At 39.5% G+C, this 15,143-nt stretch carries 13 protein-coding genes; 5 read left to right on the forward strand and 8 right to left on the reverse strand.

Going from position 1 to position 15,143, the window contains the following annotated elements; genetic code table 11:
- Nucleotide 1 precedes the first annotated feature (1 nt).
- Nucleotides 2-913, reverse strand: coding sequence for a 1-aminocyclopropane-1-carboxylate deaminase/D-cysteine desulfhydrase (locus tag ACFO3O_RS08230; protein WP_379978119.1), 912 nt, complete (start codon nt 911-913; stop codon nt 2-4).
- A 51-nt stretch (nt 914-964) separates the two neighbouring features.
- Nucleotides 965-1,291, reverse strand: a complete 327-nt coding sequence (locus ACFO3O_RS08235; RefSeq protein ID WP_379978120.1) for a hypothetical protein — start codon at nt 1,289-1,291, stop codon at nt 965-967.
- A gap of 130 nt (nt 1,292-1,421) precedes the next feature.
- Between ACFO3O_RS08235 and ACFO3O_RS08240 the strand changes: the two genes are divergently transcribed.
- The 3 genes from ACFO3O_RS08240 (at nt 1,422) to ACFO3O_RS08250 (ending at nt 4,342) form a co-directional block, all read left to right on the forward strand.
- Nucleotides 1,422-1,595 carry a DUF5522 domain-containing protein gene (locus ACFO3O_RS08240; RefSeq protein ID WP_379978121.1) on the forward strand — a complete coding sequence of 58 codons (174 nt, stop codon included), beginning with the start codon at nt 1,422-1,424 and terminating at the stop codon, nt 1,593-1,595.
- A 127-nt stretch (nt 1,596-1,722) separates the two neighbouring features.
- On the forward strand, nt 1,723-3,705 hold the full coding sequence (locus ACFO3O_RS08245; RefSeq protein ID WP_379978122.1) for a urocanate hydratase: 1,983 nt from the start codon (nt 1,723-1,725) through the stop codon (nt 3,703-3,705).
- 19 nt (nt 3,706-3,724) lie between these two features.
- Nucleotides 3,725-4,342 (forward strand): DUF4136 domain-containing protein, encoded by a 618-nt coding sequence (locus ACFO3O_RS08250; RefSeq protein ID WP_379978123.1) that lies wholly within the window; start codon nt 3,725-3,727, stop codon nt 4,340-4,342.
- A gap of 604 nt (nt 4,343-4,946) precedes the next feature.
- Here ACFO3O_RS08250 and ACFO3O_RS08255 read toward each other — a convergent pair.
- The 3 genes from ACFO3O_RS08255 to ACFO3O_RS08265 all read right to left on the reverse strand — a co-directional run bounded on the left by ACFO3O_RS08255 (nt 4,947) and on the right by ACFO3O_RS08265 (nt 9,689).
- Entirely contained in the window at nt 4,947-7,010 is a 2,064-nt protein-coding gene (locus ACFO3O_RS08255; RefSeq protein WP_379978124.1) for an alpha-ketoacid dehydrogenase subunit alpha/beta, read from the reverse strand.
- A gap of 213 nt (nt 7,011-7,223) precedes the next feature.
- On the reverse strand, nt 7,224-8,309 hold the full coding sequence (locus ACFO3O_RS08260) for a branched-chain amino acid aminotransferase (RefSeq protein WP_379978125.1): 1,086 nt from the start codon (nt 8,307-8,309) through the stop codon (nt 7,224-7,226).
- 69 nt (nt 8,310-8,378) lie between these two features.
- Nucleotides 8,379-9,689 (reverse strand): dihydrolipoamide acetyltransferase family protein, encoded by a 1,311-nt coding sequence (locus ACFO3O_RS08265; RefSeq protein ID WP_379978126.1) that lies wholly within the window; start codon nt 9,687-9,689, stop codon nt 8,379-8,381.
- Between the two features lie 169 nt (nt 9,690-9,858).
- Here ACFO3O_RS08265 and ACFO3O_RS08270 point away from each other — a divergent pair, with 169 nt between their 5' ends.
- Nucleotides 9,859-10,329 (forward strand): Lrp/AsnC family transcriptional regulator, encoded by a 471-nt coding sequence (locus ACFO3O_RS08270; RefSeq protein WP_379978127.1) that lies wholly within the window; start codon nt 9,859-9,861, stop codon nt 10,327-10,329.
- Between the two features lie 360 nt (nt 10,330-10,689).
- On the opposite strand, the gene ACFO3O_RS08275 is transcribed toward ACFO3O_RS08270, so the two are convergent.
- A complete protein-coding gene (locus tag ACFO3O_RS08275; RefSeq protein ID WP_379978128.1) occupies nt 10,690-11,292 on the reverse strand; it encodes an acyltransferase in 603 nt (200 codons plus the stop codon).
- A gap of 169 nt (nt 11,293-11,461) precedes the next feature.
- Between ACFO3O_RS08275 and ACFO3O_RS08280 the strand changes: the two genes are divergently transcribed.
- The gene (locus tag ACFO3O_RS08280; protein ID WP_379978129.1) at nt 11,462-11,761 is read left to right on the forward strand and encodes a hypothetical protein; all 300 of its coding nucleotides are present in this window, start codon (nt 11,462-11,464) and stop codon (nt 11,759-11,761) included.
- On the opposite strand, the gene ACFO3O_RS08285 is transcribed toward ACFO3O_RS08280, so the two are convergent.
- Together ACFO3O_RS08285 and paaZ are read right to left on the reverse strand one after the other, a co-directional pair.
- The gene (locus tag ACFO3O_RS08285; RefSeq protein ID WP_379978130.1) at nt 11,754-12,506 is read right to left on the reverse strand and encodes an enoyl-CoA hydratase/isomerase family protein; all 753 of its coding nucleotides are present in this window, start codon (nt 12,504-12,506) and stop codon (nt 11,754-11,756) included. The genes ACFO3O_RS08280 and ACFO3O_RS08285 overlap by 8 nt on opposite strands.
- Before the next feature lie 95 nt (nt 12,507-12,601).
- Nucleotides 12,602-15,136 carry a phenylacetic acid degradation bifunctional protein PaaZ gene (paaZ, locus tag ACFO3O_RS08290; RefSeq protein ID WP_379978131.1) on the reverse strand — a complete coding sequence of 845 codons (2,535 nt, stop codon included), beginning with the start codon at nt 15,134-15,136 and terminating at the stop codon, nt 12,602-12,604.
- Between the last annotated feature and the right edge of the window lie 7 nt (nt 15,137-15,143).

The following is a 15,143-nucleotide window of genomic DNA, read 5'->3' on the forward strand; positions in this document are numbered from 1 at the left end:
TCTAAATAGCTATCGTTTGAAGTCCTTTTCTCTCTAGTTTCTTATTAATCCCTGAAACTCCCTGAAGACCCCCTGTATGAATTGCTAAAATACGAGAATTTTGCGGGAAATATCCTTTTGAAATAAGGTCAAAAAGACCAAACATCATTTTTCCTGTGTATATAGGATCTAATAAAATATCATAGGTTTTTTTAAAATCATTGATAAAACTCACAAGCTCTTGAGTAATTTTTGCATAGCCCCCAAAATGATATGTTTGTTGTAATTCCCAATTAGGTTTAGTCGTTAATTTCTGTAAGTCATCATTTAAGAAATCCCCTTTTAACGCAGGAAATCCCAATATTTTTTGAGAAAAACTAGCGCTATTTATAATCCCAGAAATGGTACCGCCTGTCCCTACGGCACAACAGATATAGTCATACGAAAGATCTTCTGCTGTGAGTATTTCTTCACACCCCTTAATAGCAAGATCATTCGTACCGCCTTCTGGCAGTATATAAGCATCTGGATACTCCTTTTTGAGCAACCCCAAAATTGATGCTTCTTCCTTTTGTTTATACATTTCTCTGGAAATAAACTTTAATTGCATTCCACAAGAAACTGCTTTTGCTAGCGTTGTGTTTTCTTTTAACGTTTTTTCGAGATCAACCCCAAGCTCCTCTCCTCGTATGACACCCACAGTTTGAAATCCGTAGCGCATGCCTGCCACTGCAGTAGCGGCGATATGGTTTGAATAAGCACCCCCAAAAGTCAATAGAGTTTTATAAGTATTTGCTTTCGCGAAAGCGATATTATATTTAAGCTTCCTGTACTTATTACCCGAAATATAAGGATGAATAAGATCCTCTCTTTTTAGGCTCAATGAGACGTTGTATGGGGTGTGCAGCTCTTGATTTTGAGTGGTTTCTATCACAGTACAAAATTAGTGAAATCAACGATAAAAAAAGATCGTCAACTAAGATTCTTAAAGGTACTTTACAAAAGACCAAAAAGATCTTTTCTTTAAATAATCAAGGTTATTTTCATTTTGGTAGGCCTCCCGCTCAAAGGATATATTACGATATGCTACATATCCATTTTTATAATATAGAACTTTAATAAGATACTCGACTAGATACCATATAAAAAAAGGAAGCACTAATAGTTCCAATTGCTGGCGTAAATGAATGCGCTCATGATTGATAAAAATAGTATCATTTTTTAAGTCAGCACGTTTCATAATAATAAAGGGCCATAAGGTGATGCCCACAAAACGTTTTCTCAACAAGTATTTATTTACAACCAAAAGCATGAAGTAAAAGTACTTAAATTATAGATAATCAAAACAATAGTACACATTAGTTATCTAACATTCTATTAACAGCTACAGACTAGTAATCATCCTGTAGTCTTAGTATATTTGTATAGAATATAAGAGCCCTATGTCATTCGCAAAAAAACATATCCCTATCGAAGAAGGAGATTATTATCTCACTCCCGAAGGATACCGATGTTTTACAGAGCAATATCATCTTAAACGTGGATATTGTTGTGAGAGCGGTTGCAGGCATTGCCCGTATGGGTTTGACAAAAAAACAAATACTCAGTCTTCCTAATGGATACTACTGTATTATCATATCGCAAATGTATATTTACGTCCTTCCATAGGGCCAATATGCGGTATCCCTGATTTTTAATGTCACTTCGTTTTAAAAAAAATGTGTACCATTAAAAAATCAATACATGACTTTTCAAGATCAACTTTTACAAGGAATCCCAGAGACCCTTCCGCATTTGAAGCCCTATGATGCTTCAGCAAATCACGCTCCAAAGCGTAAAGACATCCTTTCTGCAACAGAGAAAGAACTAGCACTTCGTAACGCCTTACGGTATTTTGAACCTAAACATCACGCTACACTCCTCCCTGAATTTAAAAAAGAGCTAGACGTTTATGGACGTATCTATATGTATCGATTTAGACCTGACTATGAGATGTATGCGAGACCTATAGAAGCATATCCAGCGCAATCCAAACAAGCGGCAGCCATCATGTTGATGATTCAGAACAACTTAGATCCTGCGGTAGCACAACACCCGCATGAGTTAATCACCTATGGGGGTAATGGAGGCGTTTTCTCCAATTGGGCGCAGTACTTACTCACCATGCAATACTTATCAGAAATGAATGACAACCAAACGCTAGTGATGTATTCTGGACATCCTATGGGTTTATTTCCTTCTCATAAAGATGCACCACGTGTTGTGGTTACGAACGGGATGATGATCCCTAACTACTCGCAACCAGATGACTGGGAAAAATTTAATGCGTTAGGTGTTACCCAATACGGGCAGATGACAGCAGGAAGCTATATGTATATTGGTCCTCAAGGAATCGTGCATGGGACAACCATTACCGTTCTTAATGCTTTTAGAAAGATAAAAAAAGCTCCCAAAGGAGGTTTATTTGTCACCTCAGGTCTTGGAGGTATGAGCGGTGCTCAACCCAAAGCGGGCAATATCTCTGGATGTATTACGGTCTGCGCCGAGGTGAATCCAAAAGCGGTACACACAAGACATTCACAAGGCTGGGTAGACGAAGTTATTACTGACACTAACGCGCTTGTTGAAAGAGTTCAAAAAGCACAAGCTTCAAAAGAAGTGGTATCTATAGCGTATCAAGGCAATATTGTGGAAGTATGGGAAGCATTTGACAAACACAACATTCATATTGATATAGGCAGCGATCAAACCTCACTTCACAATCCATGGGCGGGAGGCTATTACCCTATGGGAATGACTTTTGAAGAGGCAAATATTTGTATGGCAGAAGAACCAGTACGCTTTCGCGAAAGCATAAAAAGCAGCCTTATCCGTCATGCAGCCGCTATTAATAAACATACAGAGAAAGGCACGTATTTCTTTGATTATGGGAATGCCTTTTTATTAGAAAGTTCCAGAGCTGGCGCCGATATTCTTGCCGAAAATGGGATTGACTTTAAATATCCTAGCTATGTCCAAGACATTATGGGACCTATGTGCTTTGACTATGGTTTTGGGCCATTTAGATGGGTATGTGCTTCAGGAAAAGAAGAAGACCTCGCAAAAACCGACGAAATAGCTTGCAACGTGCTCGAAGAACTCGCGCAAGGGGCTCCTCCTGAAATCCAACAACAAATGCAGGACAATATCCAATGGATTAAAGGTGCTCAAGAAAATAAACTCGTAGTAGGCTCACAAGCTAGAATATTATATGCAGATGCTGAAGGGCGTATGAAAATTGCACAGGCTTTTAATGATGCCATCGCTCAAGGCGAAATTGGATATATTATCTTAGGACGTGACCATCATGATGTATCCGGAACTGACTCTCCGTATCGAGAGACTAGTAATATTTATGACGGAAGCCGTTTTACGGCAGATATGGCCATCCATAATGTGATAGGAGATAGTTTTAGAGGAGCCACTTGGGTGAGTATTCACAACGGCGGTGGCGTTGGATGGGGAGAGGTCATAAATGGTGGTTTTGGTATGGTTCTTGATGGTAGTAAAGACGCAGAAAGACGCTTGCAATCCATGCTTTTCTGGGATGTTAACAACGGAATTGCACGTCGAAGTTGGGCTCGTAACGAAGGTGCTGTTTTTGCCATAAAAAGAGCCATGGAATCACAACCTGACTTGAAAGTAACTTTGCCAAATAACGTTGAAGATAGTTTATTTAGACAATAACACTTTAAAAAAAGAATCTATGAGAGCATTACGATTACTTCCGCTATTAGCCATCGTACTAATAGCCTCTTCATGTAGCACAGTTCGTGTGACATCAGACTACGATCAATCGATCAATTTTAATGAATACAAAACGTACGCCTTTTATAAACCAGGCATAGACAAAGCAGAAATCTCTGACCTTGACAAAAGACGTATCCTTAAAGCCATTGAGAATGAAATGGCAGCAAAAGGATTTACAAAATCAGATAACCCTACTGTACTTATCAGCATTTTTGCAAAAGCAAATAAGCGCGTTGACGTGTACCGAAACAACTTTGGCTTCGGAGGAGGCTGGGGCTGGGGTGGCTTTGGCGGCTGGGGCTGGGGCGGTGGCTTCGGACCTTGGGGCGGCTGGGGCTGGGGCGGCGGCTTCGGGAATACCGTTTCAGAACGGACAGAAGGCATCCTATATATTGACTTACTCGACGTTGATAAAAAACAACTCGTCTGGCAAGGTAAAGGAACCGCTACTTTAAGAGAAAACGATGTCAACAAACGCGAAGCACGTATACAAGAAATTGTAAAAGAAATTATGGAAGTATATCCCCCTGCCATCGCAAGCTCAAATAACGAATTTACCCGCGAAAAAATATAATCTTTCACTGAAAAGAAAAGACCCGTAAATGACACAACCTAAGAATTGCGTCCCAAAAAACACCGAATCAACATTTGGTGTTTTTTTGTTTTCAAAAGCCTGAAGAATGCCTGTTTAAAAAAGAGGAATGTGTATGCTTTCGCGAAAGCGTAAAGAGTAGATTTCCAGTAATCCTATGAAGAATTACTGGAAATAAGCCTACTTGATCAATCATGGAACGATCCATTTGATTGATATATTCCAAGTTTAGAAGTAATTGGGGGATTACGATCTTCTAACTTCTTGAAATGATAGCACATTAATAAATTATTAATTGGGGGAAGTATATGCTATTATATATCTAAGATACTTTAAGTATCAGAGAAAACCAAATTTATTTCGACATAAATATCTGATTATCAATACGTTATTTACGTATGCTCATTACGGGTTTTGCTTACTGGTCAGCTATAATCTTTTGAAAATTCTCTAAAAATCTACTGACACCTAGTCTTTTAGAGACAGGAAAAGTAAAAAACAAAAGCCATAAAAATCTATCATAATATATAGTAAAGCCCATTAAAAAACTAAACTTAATGGGTTCATTATTTTTCAAAAACTAAACTTAATAACTTAAAAGCTGTTCAATTTTAGCCTTTACCTTTTCCGTATTCGGAATCATGGTTTGCTCTAAAGTACTATTTAATGGAATTGCAGGCATATTTTCAGATCCAATAAGCATCACTGGCGCATCTAATTCTCTAAAACATTCCTCTTGAATTCTTCCTTGAAGACCACGGCTAAATCCATTATCCGATGGCTCCTCTGTAACCACAAGACATTTACCACATTTCTTTACTGACTTAAAAACGGTGTCATAGTCTAATGGATGTAATGTTCGAAGATCCACTACTTCGATACGGTCTTTCATTCCTAGTTCGGTACTTGCGTTCATAGCCCAATGCACGCCCATTCCGTAGGTAATAATTGTAAGGGTCTCCACCTTTTCTTGTTTCCAAATTTCCTGAAGCACCCATGCTTTTCCAAACGGAAGGATATACTCTTCATCGGGCATAATAGACGTCGCACCTTTGGTACCAGGCACTTTGGACCAATAGAGCCCCTTGTGCTCAAAAATTACGACAGGATTCGGATCATAATACGCTGCCTTTAAAAGTCCTTTTAAATCAGCACCATTGGAAGGATACGCGATTTTGAGTCCGCGGATATTCGTCACCACACTTTCTACCGAAGACGAGTGATACGGACCTCCAGATCCATACGCGCCTATAGGCACGCGTAAAATCATAGATACAGGCCATTTTCCATTACTTAAATAGCAAGAGCGAGACACTTCTGTAAACAACTGATTCAATCCTGGCCAGATATAATCTGCAAATTGCACTTCGACAATAGGTTTTAATCCCACAGCACTCATCCCTACGGTAGAACCAACGATAAATGCTTCCTGAATAGGTGTATTAAATACTCGGTTATCGCCAAACTTTTGAGCCAGTGTAGCAGCTTCTCTAAAAACACCTCCTAATCGGCCTCCTACATCTTGCCCGTACATTAAACACTCAGGATGTTTGCGCATTAATTCCTCTACGGCAAATAAGGCACAGTCTACCATGACCACTTTTTCGCCGTCTTTTGGAGATCGCTCTCCTACTTCTTCAGTAACGGGTGTAGGCGCAAAATCATGGGTAAATAAATCGGCTGGTTTCGGGTCTTCGGCTTGTTGTGCTTTGGAGAAAGCCTCTTGGGTTTCCGCTTTCGCGAAAGCGATCACCTCATCAATCTCCTCTTGAGAAATACCATTATCAAGAAGCAACTGTAGCATCTTTGGATATGGGTCACGACTACGAGCTTCATCTAAATCATCTCGATACCACTCCATACGCACCCCTGAAGTGTGGTGATTTAACAACGGTACTTTGGCATGCACCAAGAACGGACGACGCTCTGTACGTATCTTATGAATGACCTCTTTTAGGGTGTTATAACTCTCTTCAAAATCGGTTCCATCTATGGTGACAGCTTCCAAGCCATTAAAACCACGTGCATACTCAAAGGCATCTTGCGCTCTGGTTTCGGCAGCATTTGCACTAATATCCCACCCATTATCTTGAACCAAGTATAAGATAGGAAGTTGCTTGAGTGCTGCCATTTGAAAGGCTTCAGCTATTTCTCCTTCCGTTACAGAAGCGTCTCCAAGAGAGCAAACAACAAGCCCCCTATCCCCCAAAGGAGGAACATCAAACCCTGAATCTTTTCCATACCCTTCTTTATAATGAAACCCAAGGGCTACGCCCGTCGCAGGTATCGTTTGCATACCAGTAGCGCTACTCTGATGTGGTATTTTTGGCTTATCATTGTCTTTTAAACTGGGATGCGAATAATACGTTCGACCCGCTGAAAAAGGATCCTCTTTTTTGGCAAGCACCTGCAACATCAGATCATACGGAGTCATCCCTATGGCAAGAAGCATCGAGTCATCTCGATAATAGGGAAAGGCATAATCTTGAGGAAGTAATTGCATCCCTATGGCAGTTTGAATCACTTCATGGCCACGACTTGTCGCGTGTACATATTTTGAAACTACTTTAAAATTATCTTCATACAACTCAGTCATTGCCTTTGCTGTACATAAATTTTTAAACCCTTTTTTAAGTATCTCTTTATCCATAAATATTCTTTTATACCCGCGTAGGCGGGTATCTCACCAATTCTATTCTAAGTCCATTCTGACGAATACCTCTTGTGCTTTAGTTTGCATTTTTGTCAATGCAGCGGGTATCTGTTCTGTTTCACTTTATACCCGGGAACGCGGGTATCCCATCTATTTTAGTTTACCCTTTGTTGGTAGGCGGGTGTCCTATCAACTTTACTCAATACCCATTCAAGCAGGCATCTTATCCATCACATTCACCATCCATCCAAACACATCTGCCTCTTTGCCAGTTTTGATAGCATCTAAAGTATCATTAATGTCTTTTCCCACAGGGTGCGTCTCAGACACTTTAATCGCATCATCGCCCCAACCTATTTCTTGAATATAAGCAATTCCTACGGCTGTACCTGTACCAAAAGCTTCCTCTAGTGTTCCGTTTTGAGAAGCTTCAAAAATCTCATGAATTGTAATAGGTCGTTCCGTAACCGTAAATCCTTTGTGTTTTAAAAGATCGATCACACTTTTTCGAGTAATTCCATGCAATACAGCGCCGTCAAGATTAGGTGTAATAAACTGGCCGTTGATCTTAAAGAAGATATTCATCGTTCCTACCTCTTGAATGTATGTATGTTCGTGTGCATCTAGCCAGAGCACCTGGTCATATCCCTTGGCTTTGGCAATTTCGGTAGGTCTGATGGCCGCTGCATAATTTCCAGCTGCTTTGGCTTCTCCCGTTCCTCCGGCTGCGGCACGGATATAATTTTTCTCTGCCCATAACTTTACGGGCTTACTAAAGAAAGGTCCTGCTGGTGACGCTATAATGATGAACTTAAAACTAGTGGCAGCTCTCATTCCAATAAAAGGCTCATCGGCATACATAAAAGGACGTAAGTACAAAGCACTTCCATCTGCCGGGGGAATCCATCCTTTTTCGACCTCAACAAGAGCTTTGAGACCTTCTACAAAAAGGTCTTCTGGAAATTCTGGCATTCCCATACGACGTGCACTAGCATTGAGACGCGTTGCATTTTCTTCTGGACGAAAAAGCAGTGGCTCTCGCCTTTGCGAACCTGCCTCATCGGCAGACAGGAGCGTACTCTTCATACCTTCAAAAATAGCCTGCCCATAATGTAATGCCATGGCGGCAGGATGCGTCGGGATTAATTGTAGTGGTTCTACTCTAGGGTGTTGCCACTGCCCATCTGCATAGTCACAAATAAACATATGATCTGTAAAAGTGCGTCCTAACGGAATATTATCAAAATCAATGTTTTCTAGTTTTGACGTGGTTGTTTTAGTGATTGTTATATTCATTGCTAAGTATACTTTATTGCTCTCTGCGCTTTAGGCATCTCTCCCAAAGGAAGAGAAACGAGTTTTAATTTAAATTTTTCTATTTACATCAAATTGTTCCAGATAATCAGCTATTCGTCTCAAAAAGCTACCTCCTAAGTATCCATCTACAATACGGTGATCAAAGCTTAAGGATAAGTACATCATCTGCCTAATTTCAATCGTATCCCCCTCTGGGCGCTCCATGACTTCAGCTCTTTTCTTAATAATTCCTGTCGCTAGGATAGCCGCCTCTGGCTGATTGATAATGGGTGTTCCCATCACACTACCAAAAGTCCCTACATTACTGATTGTAAAGGTGCTTCCTTTAATGTCATCGCCGCTCAATTTATTTTCTCTTGCGAGCGCTGATAGTCTGTTGACTTCGGATGCGATTTCTACAAGTGTTTTTTGATCGGCATCTTTAACTACAGGAACAATTAAGTTCCCTGAAGGTAATGCAGTTGCCATTCCTACATTGATATGTTCTTTTACAATGATATTTTTACCATCTACAGACACATTAATCATCGGAAAATCCTTGACGGCTTTTGCGACTGCTTCCACAAAAAGTGGTGTAAATGTTAGTTTCTGTTGATGCTTTTCTAAAAAGTTTTTTTTGTTTGCATTACGCCATGCAACAAGCTCAGTAAGATCTGCCTCTACATAGGCCGTCACATGCGGACTTGTATGCTTGCTATATACCATGTGATCTGCAATCATCTGGCGCATTCGATCCATCTCAACAATTTTCCCAGTACCTTTATCTAAGTTTAATTGTGGAATTCTATACGCCGTAGGATCTGGTTGAACTGAAGGTTGTGCAAATTTATAAGGTCTACCCTCTTCTATATATTGCATGAGATCACTCTTACGAAGGCGACCGTCCTTACCAGTACCTGGTATGCGAGCCAATTCTTCATAGGAGATATGCTGTTGTTGTGCAATGCTCTTAATTAACGGACTTATAAATAGGTTTCCATTTGGCACCGTAAAAGCAGTATTCTGTACAACCATGGGCTTTGCCATTGGTGCTATCTTTTTTGACGCTTTTTGAGAAGTGGATGCTGATTTTTTGTTCGTTACCTCGTGTTGTGCCTTTTTCTCTACAGCTACTTCTTCTGTAGCCTCATAGGTTGCAATGGCTGTTCCAACAGCAACGACACTATTGGGCTCAAAAAGATGCTTTTTCATAACCCCTGAAGATGGAGCGGGTACTTCATTATCAACTTTATCTGTGGCTACCTCTACCAAAATATCTCCTTCTTCAAAAGAAACTCCCTCAGCAACAAGCCAGTTTAAGATAGTTCCCTCGGTAATACTTTCACCCATCTTGGGCATTAAAAGCTGATCTTCTGCCATTTACAATCTAATTTACAATTCACTTAAAAATACTAATAAACTATATTTTAAAAGCCCTATTCTCTGCTTTATAAGATAAAACTAGAATATTATCCTTTATAAATTATATAAATAGATTTTTATTCTATATTTGATGCTCTTTCTTTCTAAAATCAGTAAACTATTAGCCATGAAGCTAGATATCACAGATCAAAAACTATTGGATTTATTACAAAAAGATTCTAATCAAACGGTGAAGTCTTTAGCTCAAAAATTAGGGAAATCTACAACACCTATTTTTGAAAGGATTAAAAAACTGGAGAAGGAAGGATTGATTAAAGGATATGCCGCACAATTAAATGCTAAAAAAATTGGGCTTAAGCAGACGGTTTTTATCGCTATCTCTTTGCAAGGTCATACCCGAAGTTATCTTGAAAAATTTGTAAAAGAAATTAATGCTTTTCCAGAAGTAGTAGAGTGCCATAGAGTAAGTGGAGGCTTTGATTATTTACTCAAACTCGTTGTTGAAGATATCGAAGCATACGAAAAATTTATTATCTCCAAGTTAACCTTACTCCCCTATTTAGGAAATGTACAAAGTCATATTGTGCTCTCTACAAGTAAAGAAACTAACGAGGTAGATCTTTCTTTTTTAGCATAAAAAAAAGTGATAACAACGCTTAGACATTATCACTTTTATACAGCTACTTTCATAATTATACTTTAGTTTTGTTTGATTTCATTTTATAACGTATATTATCTATGAATAGCATAACTAGCTCCATTTGCTAATTCTTGTAAAAAACTAGATAGTTTTTTTGTCTTTTCTCGAAGGGCTTCCAATAACTTTTTCATAATTTCTGTCTTTAAGAGTTTATAATTCATTTATACTCTATAGACGATAATTTTTGAAAAAGGTTGTGTCAATGACACGCGTAATTACCAATTAATTAACGCAAAATAGCATGCATTGTTAATTATGTTGTAAAAACTCACATTGTAGAAATAGCCATACTAATGATCAATATGTATCTTTTTTAAATTCCTGTAGTGTTCTATAAAAATCTTGCTGTTCAGGGCGGTTTTCTGGAATTTCTCTTAACGGTGCTACTTCTCTTAATGACTCATGACAATCTGTAGGAAGTTGTTGGTATAATTTTGTCCCTGCTGTTTTCCAAGCAATCATCTCATCGGTGACTTCTTTGATAATTTTTGCTGGATTTCCCACAACTAGGCTTCGGTTGGGAATAACTGTTTCGGCTTTTATAAATGCCATCGCTCCTACAATACATTCATCACCTATGTATGCATCATCCATAATAACACTGTTCATTCCGATGAGGCAATTTCTACCTAAGTTAGCACCGTGAATCACAGCACCGTGACCTATGTGTGCGCTTTCGCGAAAGCGTATAGATTTCCCAGGAAACATATGTACTGTACAATTTTCTTGAACGTTTACTCCATCTTCTAGTATAATCTCTCCCCAATCGCCTCGTATCGCAGCACCTGGGCCAATGTAGCAGTTTTTACCAATAATTACGTTCCCTGTCACAGCAGCTAATGGATGTACAAAACTAGATGAGTGTACGACGGGAATATGTCCTTTGAAACTATAAATCATAATGAGAAAGTATTGTATTTATCACCCAAATGTAATTGAAAGCTTTTAAAAATGAATAAGAGTAAAAGTTCGTTTTTGTTAATAAAAACGTTAAACCTTTGCGAAATAAATCATATTCACGTAAATATTTTCGTTATTATTACGTACCCACTTAAAACTATTCCCCCGCATGCAAATCAAAGAAAAAACCCATCCAACCAAAAAAGAGTTTTTATACGCTCTTAAATTTACAGAAGAAGATGTTATTAAAACGCGTCAAGAACAAGAATTGCGTATGCATTCTTTAAACAAAGCTTTATATTTAGGTAATGCTTTAAAGAATAAAGTTCGTATTTATTTTAGAGATTCTTTAGACAGAATTATCTATCTAGACACCACGATATGGGGCGTCACCAAAGAAGATATTATTCTAAAAAAAGGAGTAACACTCCCTATTAAGAGCATTTTAGAAATAGATTACTCTATTTAAATCGTTTAAGGGTTTCTTTTGTAAACTCACTTAAAACAAGTCGTCCAGAAATAGCAGCTCTCTCTGCGAGAAGTATATCCCAATCTTCGGTTCCTTTCCAAAGAATGGTTTTCATTTCTCGCATGGCTTCTGGATTATAAGCACAAAGGTTTTCTGCAAAGGCCTGTACTGCTTCGTCTAACGCTTTTGTACTATCATACACTTGTGCATACAATCCTTTTTGTCTTGCCCACTCGGCATCGTAAAACGTATTGGCGTCAATAGCGATTTGTGACATTCCTGTAAGTCCTAACTTACGTTCTACCGCAGGACCAACAACAAAAGGACCGATACCTACATTGAGTTCGCTCAATTTAATACTCGCAAATTTGCTTGCCATACAATAATCGGTTGCACTCGCAACACCAACGCCACCGCCTACCGTTTTTCCCTGTACACGTCCAATGATGAATTTAGGGCATTTACGCATAGCGTTGATCACATTAGCAAAGCCAGAGAAGAAGATTCTTCCAGTCTCTGCATCATTAATATTAATCAATTCCTTAAAGCTTGCTCCTGCACAAAACGTTCGATCACCACCAGATTTAAGGATGATTACTTTGACAGCCTCATTTTCTCCAGCTTCAGTGATGGTTGCTGCTAACTTTGCTAAAATATCTCCCGGCAAACTATTGTGCGCCGGATGAAAGAATTCTATGGTTGAAATTCCGTTTTCTATGTGTTGTTTTACGTGTGGGTCACTCATAATTATTTTATAATAAAGTTTCAATTTATAGGTCAATGCGCAACAAGTGCGCATTGACTACTTCACACACCAAGTGTTTCGAGCAATTTGGGTTGCTACAGCAATCCAAATTGCTCAAAATGATGATTTAAGTGTTTTCTCTCTTGAAGGTACCATTCATATTTGGTCAAATAACCAAAAACAGGGCTCTTTGCAGTTCCTTTTGGATTTTTCTTATAATAGGTTTCATATACCTCTTTAGCTTCCCAGAATTTCTTTTTTGCTGTTTCCAAATCGGGATGATGCAATTCCTCTACTGCCCCTTTCTTCATTAATGGCATCTCATAGTTTTGTGGCATCTTTTCATAATCCCACAAGGTGGCACCTACTTTATCAATATATTTTTCTGGAGTTGAGATTTCAAAATCTTGAATTTGATTTCCTGCTACGCGGTAGCTATATTCTAAATGCTCTACCATATGCTGAGATGTCATGATGCCCCATTGTGCAGTGCTTTCTTCAGTCAATTTTGACAGACACTCCTTTATTTTTTCATCGGTCATCTCTACAAACGTTGTTTGCTTTTTCTCTACCATGGTCAAAATAGTAGCTACTGCTACAAGCGCCGTTGCTTCTTCGTCTGTTTTGCCATTTTCATAGTCTACAGGTTCTGCGTCAAAAACCTCTACATACCACTTTACAATACCACTTGGATGCTCGCGACCACTCACATCACGCTCTCTTTTTTCTTTACAGGTTAAGCGTACATAAATCGTATCGTTGTGATACAACGGTCTTAAAAAGCGTATATCTTCTAACCCATAATTAGCACTTACAGGGCCTTTATTTGGATAGACAAACAATCCTGCCGCTGCCGAAATGATGAAATAGCCATGTGCCGTACGTTTCTTAAAAATGCTTCCGTCAAGACTCGTAATATCAGTATGGGCATAAAAATGATCCCATGTCAGATTTGCAAAATTCTGAATATCGGTATCCGTGAGGGTGCGTTTGTGTGTTTGTAAGCTCATTCCCGGTTTGATATCCTCATAATGATACGCAAACGGGTGTTTTTCTGCTTCTTTATAGGCTCCATTAGGTTGATAAATTCCTGTAATTTCAGTCAGACTTGTGGGACTTCCTTGCACTGCACAGCGTTGCATATAATGCTTGATTCCGCGTAACCCTCCCATTTCTTCACCACCTCCGGCACGCCCTGGGCCTCCGTGAACTAACAGCGGTAATGGAGAACCATGACCGGTGCTTTGGGGAGCACTATCTCTATTTAATGTCAATATTCTCCCATGGTGCGATGCAGCTTCTATGGTATACGCTTTCGCGAAAGCGTTATCTGCCGTCACCACAGAACTCACTAAGGATCCTTTTCCCATTTGAGCCAACTGAATCGCTTCTTCAACACCATCATAAGGCATTAAAGTACTTACAGGACCAAAAGCCTCTATCTCGTGTACTTGCGTGTTTTTAAAAGGATGGTCTTCACGAAGCAAAATCGGACTTATAAAAGCGCCTTTTTCACCATCGGCTCCTATTGCATCAATCGTGTCTAATGATCCGTACACCATCTGAGCGGTTGCAGCTATTTTTCCAATTTGTGTTTTTATCGCCTCGCGCTGGTCGTTGTTAATAAGTGCACCCATTCTCACTTCCCTGAGTTTAGGATCACCAATTACGGTACGATCAAGTTGTTTTCCTAAGGCAATCTGCACGTCCTCCATTAGGTTAGAAGGCACTAGCACGCGGCGAATAGCCGTACATTTTTGACCACACTTAGAGGTCATTTCTTTGCGAACTTCCTTAATAAAAAGATCAAACTCTGGGGTTCCTGGGACTGCATCGGGTCCAAGAATACTAGCGTTTAAACTATCTGCTTCCATCGTAAATGGAACACTCTCTTCGGTCAGTCTTGGGTGTACTTTTAACTGTCTTCCCGTATGTGCACTTCCAGTAAACGTGACCACATCTTGGCTCCCTACCGTATCTAAAATAGACGTCGTAAGCCCAGATAATAATTGCAACGCACCTGACGGAAGAATTCCGCTATTAATGATCTCTCTCACCACAGCCTCGGTTAAAAAGGCGGTTTGTGGTGCTGGTAATACCACAGCTGGCATTCCTGCCATCCAGTTAACAGCACATTTTTCTAGCATTCCCCAGACGGGGAAATTAAAGGCATTTATATGCACCGCTACCCCTTTTTTGGGAACTAAAATATGATGCGCCATAAAGCGGCCTCCACGCGATAAGTCGATAGGATCTCCCTCTACAGCATAACTCTGATCTGGAAAAAGTTTACGTAAACTGGCATTGGCAAATAGGTTCCCAAAACCTCCTTCTATATCTACCCAGCTGTCAGCACGGGTTGCTCCAGTTTTGTAGCTTACTTCATAAAAAGCCTCTTTACGTTTGTTGAGATATAGCGCTAGCTTTTTAATCATATTCCCACGTTGTTGAAAGGTCATATCGCGTAAGGCCTTTCCATGATCACGACCATATTGTAAGGCACTTGCAATGTCAAGTCCTTCGGTGCTTGTAAGCCCGATCACCTCGCCTGTGATTGCATCATACATATTGCGGGTATTGTTGTCATCACCTGCGGTCCAATGTCCGTTTATATAAGATTCTAAAATCATAAAAACT

Origin of the sequence: Dokdonia ponticola (genome assembly GCF_042653865.1) — a bacterium.
GTDB classification, from domain to species: domain Bacteria; phylum Bacteroidota; class Bacteroidia; order Flavobacteriales; family Flavobacteriaceae; genus Dokdonia; species Dokdonia ponticola.